This window comes from Paenibacillus sp. FSL K6-1566, from assembly GCF_038050475.1.
In the GTDB taxonomy this organism is placed as follows: Bacteria; Bacillota; Bacilli; order Paenibacillales; family Paenibacillaceae; genus Paenibacillus_AQ; species Paenibacillus_AQ lactis.
In genome coordinates this window covers 5,582,501-5,608,480 of record NZ_JBBOSR010000001.1, presented here as the reverse complement: position 1 = coordinate 5,608,480, position 25,980 = coordinate 5,582,501, and the positions used below count along the sequence as shown (strand labels likewise).

Sequence of the window (25,980 nt, the reverse complement as noted above, 5' to 3'; positions counted from 1 at the left end):
TCAAATCCAAGATTTGATCAGGCACGGACAGGGTGCCGCGGTACTGGCAAGAATATTCAGGCGAGGGGCTAGAGAGGTTCTAATTACTTGCCCCGAAGGCGGCCGAGCTCCGAGACGACCGCTTCGACTTCCGAGATGCTGAGGTTATGTTTGGTAATGACCATTTCATATAAGTCATAAATATCGTCGTATTGGCTTACCGAAAAAGCGGAAGCCTGCATGGCGGCCGCACTGGCCATGCGCAGTTTTGATTTGATCTGTTCAATCATATACTCGACGTTGGCTTGGGTCTTTTCATTCAAATCCATGGTTAACACCTTCCTCTCAGGTGGATTACGCAATTCATCCCTGTATTGTAACACGGCCCTGACAGAACGACCAATAGTTTTGCCAAGAACGAGGAGAATGGGGTAAAATCAGGGAAAACCCGTTGCCCATTTTTCGATTCCGGCACGAATGGAATCCATGGGCTGGATATTGATGAGGAGGTCCGTCATGAGCGATCAAGCAGGCAAGCTCCCGATGGCACAGACTGCAAGAGTCAGGATGTCGGGCCAGGAGCTGGGGCCATTTTTTCGGGAAATTTCCAAACGGCATGACGCTGAAGATGTTGTGTTCTTATGCATTGGAACCGATCGTTCGACGGGGGATGCACTGGGGCCGTTAACCGGAAGCCGACTTCTGGAATACGGCTTCCCGCTTGTGATCGGAACGCTGCAGGAGCCCTGCGATGCCGGGAACCTCGAAACCCGGTTGAAGGAGATTCCGGAAGGAAAGATCATGATCGCCATTGACGCTTGTCTGGGCCAGCCTTCTTCCGTAGGCTTTTTCTACACGATGGAGGGTCCGCTTACGCCGGCCGCGTCCGTGGGCGGCAAACTGCCTGCCGTCGGCCAGTATAGCGTTGCCGCCGTTGTCAACGTCCACGGACCGAAGCCCTATTGGACGCTCCAGGTAACATCCTTGTATCAGGTCATGCAGATGGCGGAGCAAATCGCTTCCCAGGCCGCCTCGGCCTTTGGCCTTAGGCCGTGAGACATTCGTTTCAACCGGGGATTTTTGGTTTAATTATAGAGCATTCTTTTATAAAATGTGGGTGTCTGGCTGACGGCACCCGCTGGATAGAAAGAAGGGTATCGCTATGGAAAAAGTACAATGCAACGGCACCACAATTTGTTATGTCGATCAGGGACAAGGGGAGCCGATCATCCTCCTCCACGGATTTTGCGGAAGCTCTGCCTACTGGGAGCAGCTTCTGCCGCACCTTCCCGGATATAGACTCATTGTACCGGATCTCCGGGGACATGGCCGGTCCGATGCGCCGATGGGATCGTATACCATCGAGCAGATGGCGGATGATGTACAGCTCCTGATGGATGAGCTGGATATTCAGAAGGCTGTGCTGCTCGGTCATTCGCTCGGGGGCTATATCACGCTCTCGTTTGCCCAGCGTTACGCTTCTCGACTTCACGGCTTCGGCTTGATCCATTCGACCGGCTATCCGGATTCTGAGGAAGCGAAGGAGAAACGGGTGAAGGCGGTCAGTACGATACAAGGCGAGGGCATCACCTCCTTCGTGGATAACCTCGTGCCTGGCTTGTTTGCGCCGGACACTGAGAAGCTTAAGCCGGAGTGCATCCAGCGGGCGAAGGAAATCGGGTATTTGACACCTCCCCAAGGCGCAATCGGCGCTGCCTTGGCGATGCGGGAGCGTCCGGACCGCCGGGATGTGCTCTCTGCTTCGACGCTGCCGATTCTGCTGGTAGCCGGAGAGAAGGACGCCTTAATTCCGCCGGAACGCAGCTTTACGACAGACCATGACAATGTGACGAAGGTCGTAATTGAAGGAGCAGGCCATATGAGCATGATGGAGACGCCGGAGAAGCTTGGCGAAGCAATCGTTGCTTATATGAAGTCGCTGCATGCGGAAAGTGAATGAGCGCTTTAATCGAATAGATGCATACGAATGAGCGGATATTCCCGAACAGGGGTATCCGCTTTGTTCTGGCCGCTGGCTTTCTGATTCCGAATAGCCTACAATTTAAACGTCAGCAATACACGGTAGATTAGCCATTGCCCATGTCAGGGATAATGAGGGGAGGCAAGCTCATGTTACGGAGAGATTATCTTATGCGGATGGTAGAGGATATGACCCAAATGATTGCCAAAGTATTTGCCCTGAAGCAGGAGCGCAAGCATACTGAGGCTTTATGGGAGCTCGACGACATGCTCCGGCGCCAGTTTCGTCTGAATTCCAAGCTGCTGCGTTCACTGTCGGCCTCCGATATCGAGCAGTTGTTTTACAATCACGGTTACTTGGAAGCAGACAGGCTTCAAGGGGCTGCCAGGCTGCTTGAAGAAGAGGCGGAGATCGAGCAGGAGCTGGGCCGTGAGGATGAGGCTGTTCATCTCTACACCAAAGTGCTTCAGCTGTATTTGAAATCCGCATTGAACGGGGCCGATCCCGGATTATTCGATTTGCCGGGGAGAATCCGGAGCGTTAAGGAACGGCTCCGCGCGTACGAGCTGCCCGCTCGGCTGGTTCGTGACGATATGGCCTATGCCGAGCAGGAAGGACGTTACGCGGATGCGGAGAATCTGCTTTATCAGCTTCTGCAAAGCAGGGGGATCGATGCCGATGAAGCGACCCGCTTCTATCATCGGCTTCTGCTGAAGCCTGCGGAGGAGCTGGAGAGAGGACAGCTCCCGCTTGCGGAGGTTCATGAGGGCATGGAGGAGCTGAGCCGGCGATTCATGCCGGGGAAGCAGGAAGAACTGTCCGGCCGGGAGTAGCCGGTCTATCTAATAAGGAAAGTGAGATGTACCCTTTGGAAGCTTTAAGAAAATTGATTCATAACATCATGGAGCAGTCTGCGTTAATTACAGCGACACTGAGTCAGCTTCGCAAACGGGAAGGCATGACCTACAGCAAGGTGACGGTCAAGCCGGTCGAGCTCAAGAGCAAGCTTCATTACCAGTTTGCCTACTATTCGGGCACCAAGGTGACGCACCAGAATGTGCCGACGGAGGAAGCGGAGGCCGTCCTGATCGATATGTTCGAGAATGTCTTCCGCCAGGCGATGATTTACACGCCGGAAGCCGATTATCAGGTTCTGATCTCGAAAAAATACAAGGTGTCGATTCTGACAAAGTCCCCGACCAAGACGTCTGTGGACATGTCCCATAACCGCAAGAAATCGTACATTCTTGAAGAAGGCGAGCCGGTTCCGTTTCTGGTAGAGCTCGGCATCATGAACGAGGACGGGAAGGTATTCGCACGCAGGTACGATAAATTCAGGCAGATTAACCGCTTCCTGGAGATGGTGGAGGATGTCCTCCCCCATTTGCCTGAGGATCGTCCGCTGACGATCGTCGATTTCGGATGCGGCAAATCGTATCTGACGTTCGCGCTGTATCACTATTTGGCGGTGAAGGCGCGCAGAACGCTGAATATTGTCGGATTGGATCTAAAGGCGGATGTGATCGAACACTGCAGTATGCTGGCGAAAAAGCTGAATTACAGCCAGCTGCGTTTTCTTGTCGGCGACATCGCGGAATATGACGAATTGGAGCGGGTCGATATGGTCGTCACCCTGCATGCTTGCGACACCGCAACCGATGCCGCGTTGGAGAAAGCCGTACGCTGGGGGGCTTCGGTCATTCTGTCGGTGCCTTGCTGTCAGCATGAGCTGTTCGCCCAGATCAACAGTCCGGTCATGGAGCCGCTCTTGTCGCACGGCATTTTGAAGGAGCGCTTCTCGGCGCTGGCCACGGACGCCATCCGGGCGAAGCTGCTGGACCTGATGGGATACAAGACGCAGCTGCTGGAGTTTATCGATATGGAGCATACGCCGAAAAATATTTTGATCCGCGCGGTCAGCGGCTCTGCCGGAGAGCGGGATAAGCTGTGGCAGGAATATACCGCATTTCGCGATTTTCTGAAGGCCGATCCTTATTTGGAGCGGGCCTGCAGGGATTTGCTGCCGGATCAATCATCGATTTAACGTTAATAATCAGGGCGACAGAAGCGGGAGTGTCCGCTTTTGTCGCCTTTTTGTATGCCCTCACGCACTGAACCCCTACGATGCCAACCATATATCAAGCGGGCGGGGGTTCGCTTCAAATTGCATCAGGAGCGGCAAATCAAAGCGGCATCTACACACTTTAGAAATCGTTCGTTCCTGTAGAATATCCTCCCCCGGGCATGTCCACACTTGCTAATAGATCTTGAATATGGGAAATATGAGCCGTTCATCGTTTATACGTTCTAACCCTTAGGAGGAAGCGGCGATAAGGACGGCGAACGGACGGGAGGGGAGGCGGCACGAATGGCACAGAGGTGCTCATGGTATGGCGGTCTGCTGCTGACAGGGCTGCTCCTTACGGCCTGCAGTCAAACCGGCTGGTTCTTTGATTCGGATTTGTATTTGGCGGCTGCAAGCTGGGCGGGTCTTCTTTTGCTGGTTTTCGGTCTAGCGCGGATCAGCGGATACCGTCGGTCCTCTCACCACCGGGCTGCTCTTCCGGTTATTACGAGAGATCCTTACCGGGCAATTGCAGCGGTAGGTATCGGGGGAATCCTTGGGATCTATGTGCTGCATGGTCTTCAAGGACCCGTCAGCATGGAAGGTACGCTGAAGGAGATCGTCCTGTGGGGACTTTACGGTTCGTTTGCGGCGGCAGCCTGGGAAGTAAGCAGGACAGCGGAAGGCATGGCATCCTTGAGGCTGGGATGGCATCTTATCGGCGCGGTGTTATGCGGAAGCGCGCTGCTTCACGTCTATGGCGTGCTGGATCTGCCGTACGGTATCTATCATACGGCAGATCCGGCCGTTAGCGCGACTGGCGCGAGGCTTGGCGGCCTGCTGCAGTACCCGAATACGTTCGGGGCCGTGATGGCCGCCTTCCTGCTTGAGCGCCTGTTCGCGCTGGCGCCCGCGCTGCAGGCACGGCCGGGCGCGCTCCGCGCAGCGGCTGCGCTGCTGCCGCTGCCGCCCTACACCGCCGCGCTGCTCCTCACGGAGTCGCGCGGCGCCTGGCTCGCGGCCGCAATTGCGTGCGCGGCCGGGCTGGCCCTTGAGCGGCGGCGGATTGCGCCGCTCCTTACTGCCGCCGCAGCGCCTTTGGCGAGCGCGGCGCTGGTGTACCGCCAGTTGGCCGATGCCAAGCTGGCGCCCGCGGTGCTGCCCGGCCTGCTGTGGCTGGCCGGGCTTTGGGCCGGCGGCGTGCTCGCCGGCCTGCTGCTGTGCCGCTTGCGGCACAGCGGGGGCCCCCGGCGGCGCGTGCTTGCGCCGGCGGCCCTGGTTGCTGCTGCGGCGGGATGCGCCGCAGCGGGGCTTGCGATCCTGCACCAGGTGCAGGATCGGGCTCTTGGCGGCGCGGCTACGCTTAGCGCGCGCCACCTGATCTATAGCGACGCGTGGCAGCTGGCCAAGTCGTCGCTGTGGCTGGGACAGGGAGGAGAGACGTGGCGGCAGTCTTACCGCGCCATCCAGTCCCAGCCTTATGTCGGGGGCGAGGTGCACAGCGGGTATCTCGATATGCTGCTCAATACGGGCATTATCGGCCTGCTGATTGCCTGTGCCGCGCTGCTTGCTTTGATTGCAGGGATCGGCAGGGCATGTCCGAGACTGCTGCCGCCATTTCTCGTGCTGACGGTGCATGCAGCCATCGATTTTGATTGGAGCTATCCGCTGGTATGGCTGCTTATGCTGTGGCTGTCCGCAATGGGAACAGGAATGGCTCCTTTGGCGTGTCGGACCATGAGGCAAGAAGAGGGGGAGAACGCTTTCGTGCGAGAAGTTTCTATCACAGAACGCCCCCAACCCATCGGTGCATTGCGTCATCTCCTATCTAAGCCGACTGGAATATGGAGCCGTACCGCATCCCAGCGTTCGGGGCTGAAGGGCCGGATGTCATTCCCGCCCTCCGAATTGCGAAGACCGATACTGTGCTGGCGATTCCGTCTGCTGCACTGGATCTCGTCCCGTAAGCCGACCGTACGGTACTACCGACATCAACGCACCGACTCCCCCAAGGAGGGCTTTCGGCGATACTTCCCGGGTACTCCGCTTAAGCCATTCTGTATGCCGCACCGGTTTGCGCTCCGGCTGTCCGCACAATGGCATTGTCTCCCGCTTCTCCTTGGGTTCCTATGCTGGGCGGTCTTAACCGCTTCATTGGGCATGAGCGAGATGAAGCTTCGATTGGCGGCTTCAGCGGGTGAGGCGGAGCGGGGCGGGTTGCTCCGAGCCGCCTTGTCGTGGAATCCCGCAAATACCGCGGCTGCGTTCGGCTTGTCCGAGCTGCTGCCGCCAGAGCAGCAAGTGATTGTGCTGGAGCGAAGCCTGCGTTATGCGCCTCAGCATGCAGGTTTGAGCTGGAGGCTCGCGGAAGCGCATGCGTTGGCAGGGCGTGCCGATACGGCCGCCGTTTGGTATCGCAAAAGCCTTGAGCTGGATCGCTACAGTTCCGATAAGCAGACGCGGGCGGTGCTGGCGCTAACCTCGCTTGCCGTGAAGCAAAGCGCCGCCGGGGATGTGTCCGGAGCCGGACGCTCCGCTTCGGCGGCAATGGGTATGCTGAAGCGCTACCGCGCTCTCGCCGAAGGGGTTCATGCATCGCCTGGTCTCCGGAACGACCGGCGATTTCATTTGACGGCGCAAGCCCAGCGGCAGGCTGCCTTTTTAGAGGGATGGAGCGGGCGCGGGAAGCGGCAGCTGATCCGGCCGCGCCCGGGGCAGGCCCCAACACACCCGCCACTGCCCTAGCTGCTGCCAGCTCGCGGAAAGCTCTGGCTGCCCGCTTAAAGGCATGCTGTATTCACCGAGGCTTTGTGCGCTCCAAGTAGCGCGAATGCTCCCACCGCAAGCCTTGCTTTACATAGCTAGGTTGGCCATGCTCCGTCCCCAGCATTGCTGCTCCCAGCGCAAGCGTTGCTGTTAGTTACCTAGACCATGCTGCTCTCGCTGCAGGTAAACTGCACATTTAGAGCTCCCGCGCTCCCGCCGGATTCTGCCGCTCCCACCGGGTTCTGCCGCTCTCACCGAAGAAATTGCCACCCTAGCCGCGAGTCTGGCAGCAACCAGGGGCGGCGCTTGTTACTTAGGCCAAACGCGGACCACGATGGCCTAACCGCCAAAGGCATCGCGGAATGCCGATGCGAGCTGCCGCTCCGGAACCTGCCACAGCTCCGCGATCTCGCCGCAGACCTCTTTTTCCCACCAGTCGCACAGCAGCTTTTTATTGCTGTAATTATCATGAATCCAGATCAGGTTGCCGATGACTTTCCGGTAGTACAACTCCTCTCCTTGCTTAACGGCTTCCGGCGGAATGAATTGCTTCAGACGTTTGGCCGTCCGGTACAGTTCCTTGCTGCAGGCACGCCTGATGCCCCGCGGCGAGGGGATCTTGCTGCCCGGTTGTTTGGTGTGCGGAGAATACATCGCTATTCACTCCTTTTGCTTCACCATATGTCCTTCTTCGGGCGAAAGTCACAGTGTCTCCGGCAAATGGGCGCAGTAGAAGGCATGTCCGGGGCTATGGTAGAATAGGCTAGTAGAAGAAATCAGCGCAAACAGAAAGAGGTGGGCCTTGGCGTGGAATTCTTTTACGATATTGTCGGCCGGTTGTTTGAATGGATTCAGCAGCTGGGATACTTCGGGATTATGCTTGGCTTGATGGTGGAGGTGATCCCGAGCGAGATCGTCTTGGCCTACGGTGGTTATTTGATATCGCTGGGCGAGGTTCATTTTCTCGGAGCCATGCTGTTCGGGACTGTCGGCGGCGTACTGGCGCAGCTGTTCGTTTATTGGATCGGCCGCTATGGCGGCAGGCCGTTTTTGGAGAAGTACGGGAAGTACATATTGATTAAAAAGCATCACATGGATTACGCTGAAGAATGGTTCGCCAAATACGGCACCGGGGTTATTTTTACGGCGCGGTTTGTGCCTGTAGTGAGACATGCTATCTCGATCCCGGCAGGGATCTCGAAAATGCATGTGGGCCGCTTCACGCTCCTGACGACGCTGGCGGTCATTCCGTGGACGGCTTTATTTTTATATCTGGGCTGGATGCTGGGAGACCGATGGGAACAGATTGGCGAGAAGGCAAAGCCTTATACGCAGGAAATATTGCTGGGGGCTTTGGCGGTCATGATTCTTTATTTTTTGATCAAATGGATAAAATCAGCGAAAGTGAGGTCGAAACAAGATGAGTAAACATGTGGCTTCCTATTTGGGAACGGGTATCACCCCGCAGCAGTTTGTCGAAGGAATGCAGAAGAACCAAGAGGCCTTCAAAGCGGGATACGAGCAGTTCGAGTGGGCGAATGCCGAAGATCAGGAGTTCTTCGAAAGTCTAAATTACCGCGATGATCTGAGAGTGCTCATCCTGGCAGCGGATTGGTGCGGGGATGTTGTCCGTAACGTGCCGGTCGTATTTCGGGCAATGGAAACGGCGGGGATCCCGACAGAAGTGTTCATTCTGGAACAAAATTTTGAACTGATGGACCAGTTTCTTACAATGGGCGGGCGTTCGGTGCCGGTCGTTATTTTTGCGGATACCGGCGGTTATGTGATGGGGACTTGGGGGCCTCGGCCTGCGCATGTCCAGAAGCATATGATCGAGTTTAAACAGAACAATCCTGACCGCGAAGCCGCGGATTACCAGGACAACCTCGCTGCTGCAAGACAAAAAATCATCCAAGCCTATGGGGAAGGATATGAGTTTCATGCCGTCATCATTAAGGAACTGCGTGAGCTCATTTCGGGGTTTTAAACGATGGCGCTTCATATTGAAACCTTTAGCTTGGGCCCTCTGGAAACCAATGCGTATTTGCTGACAGGCAGCGAGGAAGGCAAAGCGATCATCATTGATCCGGGCATGAATCCGGCTCCGCTTGTGAAGCGGATCGCGGATTTGGAGATTGAAGCGATCCTGCTGACGCACGCGCATTTTGATCATATCGGCGGCGTAGAGGAGATTCGTAAGCTGAAGGGATGTCCGGTTTATCTGCACACTATGGAGAGCGAATGGCTGACCAATCCGAAGCTGAACGGATCGACGAGATGGCCGGAGGTTTGTCCGCCGCTGTCCACCGATCCTGCTGAATATGATCTGGCAGATGGGCTAGAGCTGCAGCTGATCGGCGAAACCTTCAAGGTGTACCATACGCCGGGCCATTCGCCGGGAAGCGTCAGCTTTCTGTGTGGAAATGATCTCTTCTCAGGGGACGTTCTGTTCCGGATGGGGGTTGGACGTACCGATCTCCCTGGCGGGCGGGAACGGGATTTAATCCATTCCATCCAAAATACGTTGTATTCCTTTTCCGACGAGGTTGTCGTATATCCCGGACACGGACCCCGGACCAAAATCGGATATGAGAAACAGCATAATCCGTACGTGCCGGCCAGAAGTTAACATAATTACGACAAAAAACGAGAAATTTGTCTAGACAAACGAAGACAAGATTGATACAATACGGTTAATTAAATGTTACCCATTGCGAAGCACGCAGACTGTGGAATCCGTCCCGGTTTGCGTTCTTTTATTTTATGGGCCTTTATGCGCGGTTTTATGTTGGGGTTGGATGTTATTAGGGGGAGTCGCTGTGAGAAAAGATGAGTTGTCGCTTTTGGACGGATATGTAGCCGGAAGCAAGGAAAGCATGTCGAGAGACCATCATCTGCGAGCGCAACCGGAGATATCATCAATCGTGTGGAGTCGGCTGGTAAAGGGGGAAATGCTCGTCCGGCAGCCATGGCATCAGCGTCTGCAGTATAGAAGGTACCATGAGTAGGTAGGCTTGCATGGAGGCAGAGCGGATAACGTAGATCAATCAGGGCAAGGTGAATATTGTAGGTCAATCAGGGCAAGGTGAATATTGTAGGTCAATCAGAGCGGATAAGGTAGCCCAATCAGGGTAGGACGGATAACGTAGAACAGTCAGGGCAGGGCGAGTAACGCAGATCATTCAGTAATGCAGAATCAGTTTGTATTATAGAATTAATCTGTATTGTAGAATCTAATAATGTAGAACAATACATGGTTAAGGGTTGATTTAGGGAAATGAGTCGAGGGCACCTTTTTATGATGGCGTCGATGGAAGTCATATTTGTTGTCATACAGGTATACCTTGAAGCTCCTTATTTAGGGCGCGGTGTTCAACATGCGTTCTAAATAAGGGGCTCTTTTATTTGTGGCAGCTTTGTTGATCCGCTGTCCTGGAGCGCAAATCGGCCACTTTATCCGGAGCAAGTCCCTTTTAGGTACTTGAGAAGCGCAAAGGGCCCTCCATTGCCAGAACAAGTTCCTTTTAAGTACTTGAGGAGCGCAAACGGCCCTCAAATGCCGGAACAAGTTCCTTTTAGGTACTTGAGGAGCGCAAACGGCCCTTAAATGCCGGAACAAGTCCCTTTTAGGTACTTGAGGAGCGCAAACGGCCCCCAAATGCCGGAACAAGTTCCTTTTAAGTACTTGAGGAGCGCAAACGGCCCTCAAATGCCGGAACAAGTCCCTTTTAAGTACTTGTGGAGCGCAAACCGTCCTCCATTGCCAGAACAAGTTCCTTTTAAGTACTTGTGGAGCGCAAACAGCCCACTTTGTCCGGAACAAGTCCCTTTTAGGTACTTGTGGAGCGCAAACGGCCCTCCATTGCCGGGACAAGTCCCTTTTAAGTACTTGTGGAGCGCAAACGGCCCTCAAATGCCGGAACAAGTCCCTTTTAAGTACTTGTGGAGCGCAAACCGTCCTCAAATGCCGGAACAAGTCCCTTTTAGGTACTTGAGGAGCGCAAACGGCCCTTAAATGCCGGAACAAGTCCCTTTTAAGTACTTGTGGAGCGTAAACCGTCCTCCATTGCCGGAACAAGTCCCTTTTAAGTACTTGTGGAGCGCAAAGGGCCCTCAAATGCCGGAACAAAGTCCCTCTTAGGTACTTGAGGAGCGCAATCGGCGCCCCAGCACGCGGTTTACTGCCCCTGCACATAGCCTGCTGCTCTTACGCTAGGGCCATTGAGGCCCTAGCGCCCTTGGCTTTGCCCTATCGGAACCCTTAGCTTTGCCCTATCGGAGTTCATGCACGCATCCTATTAGTTGCCCTTGCGTGTTATACCGATAAAAGAAAATATAAATCGATTTGAACGATTCCATAGAGCAGATCGTATTACGATGGAAGAGAAAGAAGGTGATGGTTTCGCAATGATCCTTGAAGAAGAGGATTGGATACGAAAAGCGCAGCAAGGCGATACGAATGCAATGGGGCAGCTTTTTAAGCACCATTACAGCTTTTTATATAAATACCTGCTGAAGATCACGATGGATCAGAACGTGGCAGAGGATACCGCTCAGGACACCGTGATTCGGTGCATGGAGAATTTGCAGCGATATAACGGGACCTCGTCCTTCTCTTCATGGATGATTACGATTGCCACCAGGCTCTATATCGACCGCACCCGAAAGCGGAAGCGGGAGAAGAGGTGGCTCGAGGAAGAGCACCAGCGGTCGGTCAGACGGCTTCGCTGGCAGATGGAGCGGCAGGGGGAGGAGTGGACCGATTTATTGGATGGCCTTGCCGGGTTGTCCGAAGAGCATCGGATCGCGATTCTGCTGAAGCATTATTACGGCTACAGTTACGAAGAGATCGGCGGTATGCTCGGCATACCGGAAGGTACGGTTAAATCTAGAACCGCTTATGGCATTAAGCAATTGTGGAAGGAGTTGAAGAAGGATGGCGAACAAGCCTGATAAGGAGGACGAGGTTTTGCTGGAGGGCTTAAGCAGGGACCTCGAGCGCCTGGAGCGGGTGTTTGACGAGGGACCGTCGCCCTCCTTGGAGGAATTTCAGCTGCTAGCGGCGCATACCCTTCGGCGGAAGCGGCGCCGGATGAAATACGAGCTTGTGCTCTTTATGCTGACAGCCTTGCTCATCGTAAGCATCGTTTGTATGGCAGCGATGGCCGCTCCGATGGTGCTGATCTTGATCCATGGAGCCAGCATGCTGGCAGGCATCGCGATTCTCGCAAGCTCCAGGAAACTAAGATCCGCGGGAAAGAAGGGATCCCATGAATGATGTAAGCACGGTCCCGGTATGGTTGATTGTACTGATTGTCGTGCTGGTTATGACTCAGGGAACCTCCCTGTTCGTTGACGCGCGCAAGCGCGGGCTCGGGAAATGGGCTTGGTTCTGGGGGATATGGGGCTCTACCACGTTTCCGCTGCCGCTGCTGCTTTATGTTTTGCTGGTGGTTCGGAGACAACAAAACGGGAAATGAGGGGACCGGTTTCTATTAAACATGAAGGGTGATCAAAATGGAGATCAATTGGGGATTAATCTGGCCGATTATTGCGCTGCAGGCTGTGCTGGCAGTAACGGCCCTGGTGTCTTTAACCAAGGCGGAAACGGAACAAATTCGAGGACCGAAATGGATGTGGGTGCTGATTATCCTGCTTGGGAACATCCTCGGCAGCGTCGCTTACTTCATCGGAGGGAGAAGGGCTTCATGATGGAACCTGTGCTTCGCATTCACAACTTGACCAAACATATGGGGAGCTTGACTCCTGTCAAAGGCATTTCATTCAACCTGGAGCGGGGCAGCTGCACCGCACTGCTCGGACCCAACGGAGCCGGCAAAACCACGACCCTGCGCATGCTGGCAGGCCTTTTATCACCATCCCAAGGAGAGATCCGATACGGGAATTCTGGGGAAACCGGTGCGGATAACCAGCGATGGCAAAAGCGGATCGGATACCTTCCCCAGTACCCGAAATTTTACGGTTGGATGTCCGGCCTGGAATATTTGATCTTCAGCGCCAAGCTGTCGGGCTTGCCCGGCAAACAAGCCAAGCTGCGGAGCCTTGAAGTGCTTGAAATGGTCGGCCTGCAAGAGGCCGCCAATCGCCGGATATCAGGGTATTCCGGAGGAATGAAACAGCGGCTAGGCATCGCCCAGGCGCTAGTGCACGAGCCGGAAATGATTTTGCTGGACGAGCCGGTATCCGCGCTTGATCCAATCGGGCGACGTGAAGTGATGGATCTGCTGGACCGGCTTCGTGGCGAGGTGACGATCCTGTTCTCGACGCATGTGCTTCATGACGCAGAGGAGGTCTGCGATCGCATGGTGCTGATGGTCGACGGACGAATTGCCGAACAAGGCGAATTGTCCGAACTGCGGGCGAAATACCGTCAACCGCTCCTGCTGCTGGAGGTTGAGCCTGGGGAGCGGGAAGCTGATTGGCTAAGAAGTTTACCGGAGAGACATTTTATCGAAGAGGCCGAAATTCGCAATCGTGCTGCCAGGCTGGTCGTTCAAGATATGGATGAAGCAAGGGCGGCATTGGTGCGGGAAATGGCCGATGCCGGAATCCGGTTTCAGCGCATCGAAGCAGGGGCTTCCTCATTGGAGGATATGTTTATGAAGGTGGTAGGGGCATGAGCATGTTTTGGATTCATTTTAAAAAAGAAATGTTGGAAGCCGCACGGTCATATAAATGGATATGGGTACCTGCGGTATTCCTGCTCCTGGGCGTCATGCAGCCGGTCATGATGTATTACTTGCCCGACATCTTGATGATGTCCGGCGATATTCCGCCGGAAGCGGCTGCATTGATTACGGTACCGCCGCCTGAGGAAATCCTGGCCTCTACTTTGAGCCAGTTCAGCACGATTGGTCTGCTGGTACTTGTGCTGTCCGCCATGAATACGGTGGCAGGGGAGCGCTCAAACGGAACGGCGGAGCTCGTGCTGCCCCGGATATCATCCGTGCTGCCCATGATGATCGCCAAGTGGGCGGCGATGATGTCTCTGCTGATTCTTTCGTTCGTCCTGGGCTATGCAGGCTCGGCTTATTATACTTCTCAGCTGATTGGTACGCTGGAATGGGGCCCGATGCTCGGGGCGGGTGCATTCTACATCGCTTGGCTGGCTTGGATCGTAACCCTGGTGCTCCCGCTCGGGGCGGTGCTTCGCGGTCCAGCTGCGGCATTCATCGCTTTGGGCTCGGCGGCCGCGCTGACGATGCTCGCTTCCTTGCTCCCTTCGCATCTTCAATGGAGCCCTGGCCGTTTGAGCGCAATCGCTACGGAATGTCTGACAGGCGGAGATCCATCAGCGTGGGCACCTGCAGTGTCGGCCGTGTGCTTTATGGCCCTGTCAACGATAGCGGCGACTCTGCTGCTGAAGCGTCGGCCGTTGTTGCCGCAAGCCTAGTTTCGACGGAGTTCGGTTAGATTTCCTTATTGAGCATGGACATCTCTAGCTTTTTCTAGTAGACTATGGAGATAAGGATAGACAACTCAGGAGGTAGACGATGCTTCGTTTAGGGGAAAAGATTACAATCGTCGCGGACGCCTTTGAGCAGAATCTTCCAATCGGTCAATACGGATATTTGATCGCCTATGACCGAAATCCGGACAATGCGTTTGATTACGTTATTCGGATTCCGAACCTCAACCGTAATTTTTTCGTTCCGGCAAGCGATGTCGAGCTGGAATCTGTCGTGTTGAAACAGGAAGCCGAGCGGATCGAGCGGGAAGCGCTCATCGATTTCGCCCTGTCGACATATAACGAGAAGCTGTTCCATCAGGTGATGAACGGCGAACTGCAAGCTGTTGAAGAAGAGGAAGAATCGAAAGAAACGATGTCCCAGGCCGATTTCATCAAGCAAGTGAATCTTCGTGCCTGGATTTAGAAGAGTCGGCTTTAGCCGGCTCTTTTTTGTTTGATATCAGAAAGTATAAGGCCTTTGGCGATCTGCTGCCTGATAACGAAAGAGAAATTAGCCCCGTTATCCATCGTTCAGTGCTCCTAGTCATCCTAAGTTCGCACGGATTCGTCCTGGACAAGCCTCGCAAATGATTCATCCCGGAAAAAACGGTGGGGACCCGAGCTTTCCGTTTCGATTGAATCTTGCATGCTTCTACAATATAATGAGAAAAGTTATCGAGACAGACTTTACCCCTTTCATCATCAGGGGCACGAAGGAGGAAGTCCAAGCCATGAGCATTACGGTCAAAGATGTTCAGCATGTTGCCAAGCTGGCCCGTCTGAACTTGACGCCGGAAGAAGAAGAGATGTTTACCGGCCAACTGAACGCGATTTTACACTATGCCGAGAAGTTAAATGAACTGGATACAGACGGGGTAGAGCCAACCACGCACGTTCTTCATCTAAGCAATGTCATGAGGGAAGACGAGGTTCGCGAGAGCCTGCCGATTGAGAAAGTGCTGCTGAATGCGCCGGATGAAGAAGACGATCAATTCAAAGTACCAGCTGTACTGGAATAGCCCGAAGGGAGGAGACATACTTGAGCCTGTTTGATTTGAAATTGTCGGAAATACATAACAAGCTTCATGATAAGGAGCTTTCCGTATCCGATTTGGTGGACCAAGCCTTCACAAGCATCGGTGAGCGTGAGGACCGTGTGAAGGCTTTTATTACGTTGGATGAAGAGGGAGCACGTTCGGCGGCCAAGGCCTTGGACAGCAAGCTGGCCTCCGGCGAGAGCCGCGGTTTACTGTTTGGCCTTCCTGCCGGCATCAAGGATAACATTGTTACGGAGGGACTGCGGACAACCTGTGCAAGTCAATTCCTGTCCAATTTCAATCCGGTGTATGATGCGACGGTTGTCGGCAAGCTGCGTCAGGCGGATATCGTGACGATCGGCAAGCTGAATATGGACGAATTCGCAATGGGAGGCTCGAACGAGAACTCCAGCTTTTATCCGGTTCGCAATCCATGGGATCTGGAACGGGTTCCGGGCGGCTCAAGCGGCGGTTCCGCTGCGGCTGTAGCCGCGGGCGAAGCTTACTTCACGCTGGGCTCCGACACCGGCGGATCGATCCGCCAACCCGCTTCCTATTGCGGCGTGGTCGGACTGAAGCCGACGTACGGACTCGTATCCCGTTTCGGCTTGGTTGCATTCGCATCCTCGCTCGACCAGATCGGACCGATTACGAAAAATGTCGAGGATTCCGCATACGTCCTGCAGGCGATCGCCGGATATGATCCGATGGATTCGACTTCCGCCAAAGTGGACGTGCCGGATTATTTGAGCGCGTTGACCGGCGACATCTCGGGACTGCGTATTGCCGTGCCGAAGGAGTATCTGGGCGAAGGCGTCGATGCCGAAGTGAAGGAAACGGTCATGAATGCGTTGAAGGTGCTCGAGAGTCTCGGCGCCGTATGGGAAGAAGTTTCCCTTCCGCACACGGAATATGCGGTAGCGACGTATTACTTGCTGGCTTCCTCGGAAGCTTCTTCGAACCTGGCCCGTTTTGACGGCGTACGTTACGGCGTTCGCGCCGATAACTCGGGCAGCCTTATCGATCTGTACCATGAATCCCGCAGCCAAGGCTTCGGGGATGAGGTAAAGCGCCGGATCATGCTGGGTACTTATGCGCTCAGCTCCGGTTATTACGATGCTTACTATTTGAAGGCGCAAAAAGCGCGGACGCTGATCAAGCAGGACTTCGACAAGGTATTTGAGCAGTATGACGTGGTGATTGGACCAACCGCGCCAACGACGGCATTCAAGCTGGATACCCAAGTCGATGATCCGCTGACGATGTACTTGAACGATATTTTGACGATTCCGGTCAGCTTGGCCGGTGTACCGGCCGTGAGCGTGCCTTGCGGATTTGCGGACGGATTGCCGGTTGGCATGCAGATCATCGGCAAGGCGTTCGACGAGTCGACGGTTCTGCGCGTTGCGCACGCCTTCGAGCAGAATACGGACCATCACAAGCGCCGCCCTGAGCTGTAAGACGCGTGGAAGAAGGAGGGAAAACGAGAGAATGTCTACATCAAAATATGAAACGGTCATCGGACTGGAAGTCCATGTCGAGCTGCACACGAATTCGAAAATTTTCTGCGGATGCTCCACGGCGTTCGGGGCTCCGCCGAATACCCATACATGCCCGATCTGCCTCGGTCATCCCGGCGTACTGCCGGTGCTGAACCGCCAGGCCGTCGAATATGCGATGAAAGCTGCAATGGCACTGAACTGCACGATCAGCGACGTCAGCAAGTTCGACCGGAAAAACTATTTCTATCCGGACTCGCCGAAAGCTTACCAGATTTCGCAATATGACCAGCCGATCGGACTGAATGGATGGATTGATATCGAGGTAGACGGGAAGACGAAACGGATCGGGATTACCCGTCTCCATTTGGAGGAAGATGCGGGCAAGCTGACGCACGTTGATGGAGGCTACGCATCGCTCGTTGACTTTAACCGGGTAGGAACACCGCTGGTCGAGATCGTATCCGAGCCGGAAATTTCCTCGCCCGAGGAGGCGAAGGCCTATTTGGAGAAGCTGCGTGCGATCATGCAGTACTGTGAAGTTTCCGACGTGAAGATGGAAGAGGGCTCGCTTCGCTGCGACGCCAACATCAGTCTCCGTCCTTGGGGACAGAAGGAGTTCGGAACGAAGGCCGAGCTGAAGAACATGAACTCCTTCCGGGGCGTGCAGCGGGGGCTTGAATATGAGCAGTTCCGTCAGGCTGAGGTACTCGATGAAGGCGGTGTGATCGTTCAGGAGACCCGCCGCTGGGATGAGGCGCAGGGCAAAACGTTCTCGATGCGCGGCAAGGAGCAGGCGCATGATTACCGCTACTTCCCGGATCCGGACCTGGTATCGGTGCATATCAGCGAGGAGTGGAAGGAAGCGGTCCGCGCGACGATTCCGGAGCTGCCGGATGCGCGGAAAGCACGATATACTTCGGAGTATGGTCTCCCGGATTATGATGCGGCCGTCATTACGGCTTCCAAGCCGCTCGCGGACTTTTTCGAGGACAGCCTGAACTATACGAAGGATGCCAAGTCGGTGTCCAACTGGATCATGGGCGATTTGCTGGGGTATTTGAACGCGAACAATCTGGAGCTTTCCCAGGTCAAGATTACCGGACAAGGCCTCGGTGAAATGATCGGCTTGATCGAGAAAGGCACGATCAGCAGCAAGATCGCCAAAACGGTCTTTAAGGAGATGCTGGAAAGCGGCAAGCTCCCTGCCCAAATCGTTGAGGAAAAAGGACTTGTCCAAATCAGCGACGAAGGCGCGATCAAGAGCATTGTGGAGCAGGTGGTTGCGAATAACCCGCAATCCGTGGAGGATTATAAGGCCGGCAAGCAGAAGGCTATCGGCTTCCTGGTTGGTCAAGTGATGAAAGAGAGCAAAGGAAAAGCAAATCCTGCGCTCGTGAATAAACTGCTGGTAGAAGTGCTAAACGGCTGATCAAGGCGATCTTGGCATCAACCTATACCAGCAGGGATCTATCCGATATGAAAGGAGCTTGTCCCTCTGACAGGGGCAAGTTCCTTTTTAAAATATGCGAAGAAGGAGCTTACCTCAATGATTACCCGTTTATCTCTTGAAGACCGGGACACGGTACAGCAAATATGGAGTCTGCAGCATATGGCCTATCCGCTCGAGGCCGAATTGATCGGCTTCTCTGAAATTCCGCCCCTGCTCGATACGTTTGAGACGCTGCGTGAATGCGGGGAAACCTTCTATGGGTATATAGATGATGATGGAGAATTGATTGGCGCCATCGCGGTTGAACCGGAGCCGCATCAGGTAACGATCTCCCGAATGATGGTGCATCCCGGCCATTTCCGGAAAGGGATCGCCGGCTCGCTGGTCCGGCACGTCCTGGACAGCTACGGGGAAGTTCCTTTATTTATCGTTTCGACGGGAACGCGGAATACGCCGGCCGTCGCCCTGTACGAGAAGTTCGGTTTTGTGAGGGATCATGCCTTTGAGGTAGCTCCGGGTGTGGAGCTGACCGAGTTCCATCTCAGGGTTCACCCGTAGAAAAAACAAGTTTAAACTTGGAACGCAATCATCATGAGGAGGGCACTGCATTTTGAATAATCCATGGGTGATCGACAATGTGACGATACTGCTTCGTCTGCTGCTCTCCATGCTGCTTGGAGGCCTGATCGGGTTTGAAAGGGAGCGCTCGAACCATGCCGCCGGTTTGCGCACGCATATTCTGGTTTGTCTCGGCTCTGCGTTAATTATGCTGCTATCCATCTACGGCTTTGCGGATTTTGTTGCCGAGGTCAACGTCCGGATCGACCCAGCGCGCCTGGCTACCGCCGTCATTACCGGCATCGGATTTCTTGGAGCGGGCACCATCCTGTTCACGGGCAAATCGATCACCGGCTTGACGACGGCAGCCTCGGTTTGGGTCGTAGGCGCCATCGGGCTTGCCGTGGGGGCGGGGTTTTATTTTGCGGCAATCGTGTCGACGCTGTTGATCCTGTTGAATCTGGTGGTCTTCAATAAGCTGGAGCAGCGCTATATTCGGGGGAGCAAGCTCCACCTGATTACCGTGCATGCTGCAAACACGCCCGGTGTCCTGGATGAGGTATCCGGGATTCTTGAGGAGCAGGGCTTCGTCATCAAAAAATTGGTCGTGAATGAACGCAGTACGGTTCCTTACGGTGAATTACAGCCTGCGCTCCCGATGCTGGAGATTTCCCTGCAGGTTTTAACCGACCGGAGATTCGAGCCGGTTGAAATTACGCGGCGCATACGGACCATTGGGCAAGTCTGCATGGTGACGGCGGAATGATACATGATGAAGGATAACGTTACTGAAAAAACGGCAGCAGCTGATCAAAGGCAGCTGCCGTTTTTTTAGGGGAAACTCCTGGCCCTGCATAAGGCCCTGGAAGGGCTCTATCCAGTTTTTTGCCAGTTACTTCACGCTTTGGTTAGGGTACTATCAAAGAAAACAGCGAACGCCGCGATCTACGCAAACACGGTATGCCGGAAGGAGGGAAGGTTATGCGTACAGCACCGGAACAAAGAGCCGCTCGCGGGAACAAGCCGCGCAAAATTCGTGTGAAACGGTATCGGGGCATGCGGGGCAGGCAGCGGAAGCGCATCGCCCTTTTATTGGCTGCGCTCATCCCGGGCATGGGTCATATTTACCTTGGCATGTACCGCCGGGGAATAACCTTCATCATGCTCCTGCTGCTGGATATCTCCGCATTATTGTATTTTTCCTCGATCGGTATGCAGATTAATGTTCCTTTGCTCGTCGTGCTTGGACTGCTGATCCCGGTCGGCTATTTTTATAATGTGTATGATGCGCTGCAATCAGCCGAGGTGATCATTTCCCATAAGAGAAGGAGCGAGGGCGGCGGAGCCTCGGTTATTGACGGAAAGCGAAGAGGAAATCCATTTCGCGGCGAGCGGGGAGCAGCCTTTGGCATTACGCTGGTCGGCTGCGGAGCCTTGCTCATCTTATTCCATAACAAACCGCCGTGGCTTCAAGCCGTTATTCGCGATTATGGCACGGAAGCTACTGCAGTGGTGCTGATTGCCGCCGGGATATGGGTTGCGGTTCGGGAAGCGACTCGGCATCGTAAGAGCACACGCAGCTTTCGCGGACGGGACGCTTCTTCCCAGGAAGACAAGCAATTAAAGATATAGCATAAGCGGCGAAGGGAGGAGACGGATGAAGCCTAGAGTTAGAGTAGGGCGCTATACAGCGGCGGTATTACTGATCAGCACCGGGGTATTATTGCTGATGGACGAGTGGAAAGGGACAGACTATGTGTTCTTGCTCCAGTGGTGGTGGCCGATGCTGTTCGTGCTGCTCGGGATGGAATACTTGGTGCGTTATTCGTTGTCAGTCGTTCTGGGACGCCGGAAGGAATTCCGGTTTCGCCCCGATCTCCGCGGCGTCGGCCTTGCCGTCTTTCTAACGGCGTCCGTATTCGTAATCTCCCAGCAGGAGCATTTTCTGCATTTATGGAACCGCGTCAGCTTGAATTTGACAGCGGCCGGCGTCGACTACAGCGAAGCGGCGGACAATCGCTTTGACAAGCCTGTACTGGAAATCCCGGCTGAGCTCAGCACGGAGAAGATCGTGATTGATCATCTGAACGGCGACATTTCCATCGTGCGGCGGAATGTGGATGATATTATCGTTGAGGCGGAGATTTGGGTCGATCAGGAGGAGCCGAGCATGGCCGCAGCCATCGCTGAGCAAAGCATCGTTGAAGCCACGGAGGGAAGCACCGTCACGATTCGCTCGAAAGGAAAATCATACGGGGAATCGGGCAAAAGGCAGCCCCGTATCAATCTTAATATAACGCTGCCGGATGACAGACGGTTCAATATGGAAGTACGGACGATGAACGGCGCGATCTCGCTTAGAGACGTGCAGGCGATCGATAAAATCTCGCTCGAAACCGGCAACGGTCCTATCTCGCTTGCCGGCATCTACGGAAACGTGACGGGGAAGACGCTTAACGGGGAGGTTATGGCCCGGGGGATTATCGGCGATGTCAAGCTGTCAACGAACCGGGGGAGCATGACCGCTGTCGACATTGCAGGCGAAACGGATCTCAGCTCACAAGTCGGCAACATGACGGTTAAGCGGGCATTAAACCATATTCGCGTTCAGACCAGAAATGGCCATATTCTGGTTAGCGACGTTCCGGCCGATCTGAGCGCAGAGTCGTTGAACGGCAGCGTGACGATCCGCTCAACGAAAGTCGGCGGCGATTGGAACATTTACAGTGCGGTGGGAGAAATGAAGCTCCACATTCCGCTTGAAGGGGATTACAAGCTGGAGGGTACGATCAGCTACGGCCGTATTTTAACCACGCTGCCTAATCTGTTCATCGAGCAGAAGACGATTTCCGGGGAATCCGGCGCTGGCGAGCATTCGATCAAGATTGAGGGCAACAGCGATCTGAACATCTACCGAAGCTACCCGGAAAGCTCCGAGAGCATCAACAACAGGGGCATGGCGCCTCTGCCGCATTGACAAAAATCCAACAGCCGCCGTACAATAAAGGATAAGAGCGGCTTAGGCTGCGGATAATCCTAGTTCAACTTGAAGGCGGTGGGCAACCATGGCAACTTCCGTGCAGCATGCGCTGGAACAACTTAAAACGACCGGTGTCCGTATTACGCCGCAACGTCATGCGATTTTAACATATTTGGTGGAATCCATGGGCCATCCGACTGCGGATGATATTTATCGGGCTCTGGAGCCGAATTTTCCAAGTATGAGCGTAGCTACTGTATATAATAATTTGAAAATGTTTATTGAAGCCGGTATGGTGCGCGAATTGACTTACGGCGATAATTCCAGTCGTTTCGATGCGAATGTATCGGATCACCATCATATTATTTGCGAGAAATGCGGAAAAATTGAAGATTTCAGCTACCCGTCCCTTAAAGATGTGGAAGTGCAGGCTGAGAAGTGTACCGGGTTTGAAGTAAAAGGGCTTCGGATGGAGCTGTACGGGCTCTGCAAGTCCTGCAAATAAACATCGGTTAAGTAAGAAGAACGCGCGGAATCCACGATTCCACACGTTCTTATTTTTTTGAAGCCATTTGTAGGCGTACCCAGAACATGAATAGCTGGGGAAACGGCGGGGATAAGGAGGAGAGGTATTGGCAAGGAGAAGATATCGAAGAAAGCGTCGTGCCAGGAGAGGCTCCTTTTATATAGGTGTCATACTGATTGCTGCGGGGATCTGGTGGATCATGAATGATTTGGCGTCGAATTCGAAGCATATCGTTCCGGACTGGCTAGGAATGGACAAGCCGATCTTCGTTCAAGGAGAGCTTATGGAGCATTCTGCCCGGGGGACAAAGGCGGATCTGAAGCTGCCGCTGCCGGTGATCCAAGAGGCGGTCGACAGTAATATCCGTTATGAGCCGGATTCGAAGTCCATTATTATAACGACCACGGAATCGGTGCTGCGGATGAAGATTGGATCCCGGGAGGGCGAGCTGAACGGCAAGCCGCTAACTTATCCGGTTGCACCCGAGCTCGTTGACGGCATCGTGTATGTTCCGATGAAGCCGCTTAAAGAGCATTACGGCATAGCGGTACATGAGGATGGGGCCGACGGGGCGGTTATCCTGATGCGGGCCGGCGATTCGATTCAGCTCGCTGAGGTCGCGCCGGCCAAGCCTGACGGAACGGTTGCGATGAGAGAGGGCATGGGGAAAAAATCGCCGATCGTGCTCGATCTTTCAGCTGGGCAGCGTCTGCGCATATGGCGTGAGGAAGCAGGATGGTATTTTGTACAAACGGATAACGGATATACCGGATATGTTCCGGTGGAGCGGGTTGCGAAGAGGGATCTGAAGGAAATTCCGGTTATCGCCCAAACGCCGTCCCGAGCGGAGCGCGAGTGGAGGAATAAATCCGTTAATTTGGCGTGGGAGGCCGTGTATACGAGAAATCCAAGCCCTGATCATATTGAGCCGATGCCTGGCGTGAATGTGGTCAGCCCTACTTGGTTCAGCATTTCCGATGCTGAAGGCAACGTCAAATCCAAGGCTTCGTTGCCGTATGTTAACTGGGCGCATAAACGGAACATGGAGGTGTGGGGTCTGCTGGACAACAGCTTCGACCCTGAGCTTACGACCGAAGCGCTGTCGACGTATGAACGGAGATCCCGCATAATCGGGCAAACACTTTCCTATGCCAAGCAGTATAAGCTTGACGGAATTAATATCGATTTTGAGAATGTTCATACCAAGGACAAAGATAAGGTCGTGCAATTCGTGCGTGAGCTGAGACCGTTCGCAAAGGATCGGGGCTTGATCCTCTCCATCGATGTGACGCCGAAGTCCAACAGCGAGATGTGGTCCCTGTTTTTGGATCGAAAACGGCTTGGGGAAGCGGTCGATTACATGATGGTAATGGCTTACGACGAACACTGGGCATCCAGTCCTCGAGCCGGATCGGTCGCCTCGCTTCCATGGGCGGAGCAGTCGGTTAGACGCATTATCGAAGAGGATGGAGTACCGCCATCCAAGCTGGTATTAGGCGTGCCGCTATATACAAGGGTATGGACTGAAAAGAGCGATGGAGGAGAAGTCAAAGTCTCGTCCAAAGCCATTGGGATGGAAACAATGCAGACTCTGCTTAAGGAGCGAAAGCTTTCGGGAACCCTTGATTCAGCGACGGGACAAAACTACGTACAGTTTAAAGAAGGCGGCGCCACGAACCGAATATGGATGGAGGATGGCGTATCCCTTAAAGCCCGCGTTCAATTGGCTAAAAAGCTGGAACTTGGCGGCATTGCGGCATGGAATCGAAGCTTCGCAGTCCCTGAGGCATGGAAAACGCTAAACACGATCCATGATTAGATTTACGGCAATCCTTGTGTTAACTATTGAGAAAATAAATAAAACCGGTTATCCATAAGGGTAACCGGTTTTTTGTCTGTTTATGAGGTTTATAAAAGGGCTGGCGGCCAATCCTTGGATAGGCCGATCTTGAGCGGTCTGCTAGGTCGTGCTCTTCTGTGACTCCAGTTCCTCTGCGGTGATGTTGGCCTGGTTCGGATCCAGTGTCAAGATGGTGTGGCAGAACATGCAGCGGTCGGTTTTACCCAGCATCTTGGTCAGCTTGTCGCACTCCGGACACTGGATTTGAACAGCGCTCGTGGAGAGCATCCCGGCCCAGAAGTAAATGGCCAGACTGCCCATCATCATAATGAGACCGAATACTAACCCGACTCCTGCAAATACTTTGCCGGCTTGGCCCCAGAAGACGATACCGGCCGTTCCTAGGACCATGAGTCCCATGCCCAGCATGGTCAGCAGCAGGCCCCATGTGCGGAAAGCGTTGATTTTTGCGTTCTTAAAGATCATGGCTTCATAATCTCCTGTTCTTAAAATGTTTAATGGACTGTTCCATGAATAAAACGAGCATAGTTTGATTACAGCATCTAAAAAATGGGTTGCATTCTTGCTAAGTGAAGCAATCCGGTGTCCCTTTTTTCTTATCTCCTAAAAGAAGGAACTGACATGGACATGTAGAATTACATTATAACTGAAATGGCTGAAGTTCGCCAAGGAATGTATGGAGGGGAACCGTGGAATTAGCCAACTTTTCTTTATATTATGGAAATACGGTAGATGAAGGAGCTATTGGAGCGATCGCATACCGTAATAAGAACGATGCAGTACTTGGCTCGCCTGTTCATGATTTTGAGATGAATCTCGTTGTCGTCTATGATGGAATACCTGACGAGCCTCCCAACCAGCATTCTGTAGTGAACGGTGATCGGTGCCAGGTGATCAGCATCGGCATGGATGCATTGGAGCATGAGCTTCTTGAAGGGGAGCATAAAGTATTGATTCGGTGTTTTCTCGAAGGGGATATCATTAGTGATCATGAGGATCGCCTCGCCAAGCTTCGACGTGATTTCTTAAGATTCGCCGAGCCGATTCGGGAGCGAAAGCTGTTTATTGGGTTTGCTCATTTTTTGCAGAAATATGTGGACATCAAGCTGCTGATCAAGCAGGACCGGATTTTGGATGCATATCATACGCTTCTGGACGGGCTTCATTGCTGGGCCGAGCTGGAACTGATCGAACGGGGCATTCATCCGGAAATTGCGGTATGGGAGCAAATGACGGGACTCAATACACCGGTGCGGAAATTGTACGAAGAGCTTACGGTCAGCTCGGAAACGCTTGATCAGCGGTTAGAGCTTGCGCTCCTAGCCTATGAGTTCTCGATGGTCTCAAAGCTGGAGAAGTGTGCGGCATTGCTTCTGCGCGTGATGCGCAGTCGCCGCACGCCGTGGACGATTCAGGAGCTGATCCTCCATCCGGAGCTTGCCCCGGTGGCTGCAGAGCTCCAGATCGTACTGCGCAACCTGGTGTATCGATCCTTGGTTAAGGAAGCGCCTGTGTGCAAGGAGTCCCGGCATAACGGCTTCTCTACCATCCGATATTATTCGGAGTGCTGAAGAAGGACGAGAGTCCTTCTCAGGCTGTCGAGAAACCCCCTGTTTTTTTGCAGGGGGTTTAAAATTGCCTCGTCGGTCACTGAAGTAGGGTTCTCAGAGCGCTTTAAATCGATTTTTATTTTAAAAGATATGATTCCCCATATAAAAAATAGAGTGTCGAAAAGTCCGTTGGACTTTCTCGACACTCTGAGAAGGACGAGAGTCCTTCTTTTTTTGTTTCTTTAATAAGCGAC

29 protein-coding genes are annotated in these 25,980 nt (G+C 53.8%); 26 read left to right on the top strand and 3 right to left on the bottom strand.

All coding sequences use genetic code 11. The features are described 5' to 3' along the window. Positions 1-83: 83 nt before the first annotated feature. A complete protein-coding gene (locus NST08_RS25205) occupies positions 84-308 on the bottom strand; it encodes a DUF1128 domain-containing protein (RefSeq protein ID WP_007131665.1) in 225 nt (74 codons plus the stop codon). Positions 309-495: 187 nt separating this feature from the next. Between NST08_RS25205 and yyaC the strand changes: the two genes are divergently transcribed. From yyaC to NST08_RS25180, 5 genes are all read left to right on the top strand, one after another. Then, complete coding sequence (yyaC, locus tag NST08_RS25200) at positions 496-1,035, top strand: spore protease YyaC (protein ID WP_144878980.1); 540 nt, start codon at positions 496-498, stop codon at positions 1,033-1,035. A gap of 106 nt (positions 1,036-1,141) precedes the next feature. After that, positions 1,142-1,939 carry an alpha/beta fold hydrolase gene (locus tag NST08_RS25195; RefSeq protein ID WP_144870069.1) on the top strand — a complete coding sequence of 266 codons (798 nt, stop codon included), beginning with the start codon at positions 1,142-1,144 and terminating at the stop codon, positions 1,937-1,939. Between the two features lie 170 nt (positions 1,940-2,109). Further along, positions 2,110-2,793 carry a DUF6483 family protein gene (locus NST08_RS25190; RefSeq protein ID WP_144878981.1) on the top strand — a complete coding sequence of 228 codons (684 nt, stop codon included), beginning with the start codon at positions 2,110-2,112 and terminating at the stop codon, positions 2,791-2,793. Between the two features lie 26 nt (positions 2,794-2,819). Beyond that, positions 2,820-4,004 carry a class I SAM-dependent methyltransferase gene (locus tag NST08_RS25185; protein WP_144870071.1) on the top strand — a complete coding sequence of 395 codons (1,185 nt, stop codon included), beginning with the start codon at positions 2,820-2,822 and terminating at the stop codon, positions 4,002-4,004. Between the two features lie 324 nt (positions 4,005-4,328). After that, positions 4,329-6,770 carry an O-antigen ligase family protein gene (locus NST08_RS25180; RefSeq protein ID WP_341342418.1) on the top strand — a complete coding sequence of 814 codons (2,442 nt, stop codon included), beginning with the start codon at positions 4,329-4,331 and terminating at the stop codon, positions 6,768-6,770. A 360-nt stretch (positions 6,771-7,130) separates the two neighbouring features. Here the strand turns inward: NST08_RS25180 and NST08_RS25175 are convergent, their stop codons facing one another. Beyond that, complete coding sequence (locus tag NST08_RS25175) at positions 7,131-7,445, bottom strand: hypothetical protein (RefSeq protein WP_028407077.1); 315 nt, start codon at positions 7,443-7,445, stop codon at positions 7,131-7,133. A gap of 153 nt (positions 7,446-7,598) precedes the next feature. Between NST08_RS25175 and NST08_RS25170 the strand changes: the two genes are divergently transcribed. From NST08_RS25170 to NST08_RS25075, 20 genes are all read left to right on the top strand, one after another. Continuing rightward, on the top strand, positions 7,599-8,219 hold the full coding sequence (locus tag NST08_RS25170; protein WP_007131658.1) for a DedA family protein: 621 nt from the start codon (positions 7,599-7,601) through the stop codon (positions 8,217-8,219). Continuing rightward, on the top strand, positions 8,212-8,778 hold the full coding sequence (locus NST08_RS25165; RefSeq protein WP_028407078.1) for a thioredoxin family protein: 567 nt from the start codon (positions 8,212-8,214) through the stop codon (positions 8,776-8,778). The genes NST08_RS25170 and NST08_RS25165 overlap by 8 nt, the downstream gene beginning before the upstream one ends. A gap of 3 nt (positions 8,779-8,781) precedes the next feature. Further along, positions 8,782-9,420, top strand: coding sequence for an MBL fold metallo-hydrolase (locus tag NST08_RS25160; RefSeq protein WP_144870077.1), 639 nt, complete (start codon positions 8,782-8,784; stop codon positions 9,418-9,420). A 190-nt stretch (positions 9,421-9,610) separates the two neighbouring features. Beyond that, positions 9,611-9,799 carry a hypothetical protein gene (locus tag NST08_RS25155; protein WP_028407080.1) on the top strand — a complete coding sequence of 63 codons (189 nt, stop codon included), beginning with the start codon at positions 9,611-9,613 and terminating at the stop codon, positions 9,797-9,799. Positions 9,800-11,168: 1,369 nt separating this feature from the next. Then, positions 11,169-11,744 carry an RNA polymerase sigma factor SigY gene (gene sigY, locus NST08_RS25150; RefSeq protein ID WP_341342417.1) on the top strand — a complete coding sequence of 192 codons (576 nt, stop codon included), beginning with the start codon at positions 11,169-11,171 and terminating at the stop codon, positions 11,742-11,744. Next, a complete protein-coding gene (locus tag NST08_RS25145; protein ID WP_007131653.1) occupies positions 11,728-12,069 on the top strand; it encodes a YxlC family protein in 342 nt (113 codons plus the stop codon). The genes sigY and NST08_RS25145 overlap by 17 nt, the downstream gene beginning before the upstream one ends. Beyond that, the gene (locus NST08_RS25140) at positions 12,062-12,271 is read left to right on the top strand and encodes a hypothetical protein (protein WP_007131652.1); all 210 of its coding nucleotides are present in this window, start codon (positions 12,062-12,064) and stop codon (positions 12,269-12,271) included. The genes NST08_RS25145 and NST08_RS25140 overlap by 8 nt, the downstream gene beginning before the upstream one ends. A gap of 37 nt (positions 12,272-12,308) precedes the next feature. After that, on the top strand, positions 12,309-12,503 hold the full coding sequence (locus NST08_RS25135; protein WP_007131651.1) for a PLDc N-terminal domain-containing protein: 195 nt from the start codon (positions 12,309-12,311) through the stop codon (positions 12,501-12,503). Beyond that, positions 12,500-13,432: an ABC transporter ATP-binding protein gene (locus tag NST08_RS25130; RefSeq protein ID WP_007131650.1), complete on the top strand. Its 933-nt coding sequence runs from the start codon at positions 12,500-12,502 to the stop codon at positions 13,430-13,432. The genes NST08_RS25135 and NST08_RS25130 overlap by 4 nt, the downstream gene beginning before the upstream one ends. Then, positions 13,429-14,205 carry an ABC transporter permease gene (locus tag NST08_RS25125; protein ID WP_007131649.1) on the top strand — a complete coding sequence of 259 codons (777 nt, stop codon included), beginning with the start codon at positions 13,429-13,431 and terminating at the stop codon, positions 14,203-14,205. The genes NST08_RS25130 and NST08_RS25125 overlap by 4 nt, the downstream gene beginning before the upstream one ends. A 100-nt stretch (positions 14,206-14,305) precedes the next feature. Next, complete coding sequence (locus NST08_RS25120) at positions 14,306-14,686, top strand: hypothetical protein (RefSeq protein ID WP_007131648.1); 381 nt, start codon at positions 14,306-14,308, stop codon at positions 14,684-14,686. A 307-nt stretch (positions 14,687-14,993) separates the two neighbouring features. Next, positions 14,994-15,281, top strand: coding sequence for an Asp-tRNA(Asn)/Glu-tRNA(Gln) amidotransferase subunit GatC (gatC, locus tag NST08_RS25115; protein WP_341342416.1), 288 nt, complete (start codon positions 14,994-14,996; stop codon positions 15,279-15,281). A 20-nt stretch (positions 15,282-15,301) separates the two neighbouring features. Beyond that, the gene (gene gatA / locus NST08_RS25110; RefSeq protein WP_007131646.1) at positions 15,302-16,759 is read left to right on the top strand and encodes an Asp-tRNA(Asn)/Glu-tRNA(Gln) amidotransferase subunit GatA; all 1,458 of its coding nucleotides are present in this window, start codon (positions 15,302-15,304) and stop codon (positions 16,757-16,759) included. A gap of 31 nt (positions 16,760-16,790) precedes the next feature. After that, complete coding sequence (gene gatB, locus NST08_RS25105) at positions 16,791-18,230, top strand: Asp-tRNA(Asn)/Glu-tRNA(Gln) amidotransferase subunit GatB (protein ID WP_007131645.1); 1,440 nt, start codon at positions 16,791-16,793, stop codon at positions 18,228-18,230. Positions 18,231-18,347: 117 nt separating this feature from the next. After that, positions 18,348-18,809, top strand: a complete 462-nt coding sequence (locus tag NST08_RS25100) for a GNAT family N-acetyltransferase (protein WP_007131644.1) — start codon at positions 18,348-18,350, stop codon at positions 18,807-18,809. 52 nt (positions 18,810-18,861) lie between these two features. Further along, on the top strand, positions 18,862-19,575 hold the full coding sequence (locus NST08_RS25095; protein WP_007131643.1) for an MgtC/SapB family protein: 714 nt from the start codon (positions 18,862-18,864) through the stop codon (positions 19,573-19,575). Between the two features lie 215 nt (positions 19,576-19,790). Then, positions 19,791-20,441: a hypothetical protein gene (locus NST08_RS25090; RefSeq protein ID WP_341034927.1), complete on the top strand. Its 651-nt coding sequence runs from the start codon at positions 19,791-19,793 to the stop codon at positions 20,439-20,441. 25 nt (positions 20,442-20,466) lie between these two features. Next, complete coding sequence (locus NST08_RS25085; RefSeq protein ID WP_007131641.1) at positions 20,467-21,786, top strand: DUF4097 family beta strand repeat-containing protein; 1,320 nt, start codon at positions 20,467-20,469, stop codon at positions 21,784-21,786. Positions 21,787-21,874: 88 nt separating this feature from the next. Then, positions 21,875-22,294: a peroxide-responsive transcriptional repressor PerR gene (perR, locus tag NST08_RS25080; RefSeq protein ID WP_007131640.1), complete on the top strand. Its 420-nt coding sequence runs from the start codon at positions 21,875-21,877 to the stop codon at positions 22,292-22,294. 127 nt (positions 22,295-22,421) lie between these two features. Further along, positions 22,422-24,134: a glycosyl hydrolase family 18 protein gene (locus NST08_RS25075; protein WP_341342415.1), complete on the top strand. Its 1,713-nt coding sequence runs from the start codon at positions 22,422-22,424 to the stop codon at positions 24,132-24,134. Positions 24,135-24,275: 141 nt separating this feature from the next. Here NST08_RS25075 and NST08_RS25070 read toward each other — a convergent pair whose 3' ends face one another. Further along, positions 24,276-24,641 (bottom strand): DUF2614 family zinc ribbon-containing protein, encoded by a 366-nt coding sequence (locus NST08_RS25070; protein WP_028406927.1) that lies wholly within the window; start codon positions 24,639-24,641, stop codon positions 24,276-24,278. Between the two features lie 224 nt (positions 24,642-24,865). Here NST08_RS25070 and NST08_RS25065 point away from each other — a divergent pair, with 224 nt between their 5' ends. Next, positions 24,866-25,747: a nucleotidyltransferase-like protein gene (locus NST08_RS25065; RefSeq protein WP_341342414.1), complete on the top strand. Its 882-nt coding sequence runs from the start codon at positions 24,866-24,868 to the stop codon at positions 25,745-25,747. Positions 25,748-25,980 lie beyond the last annotated feature (233 nt).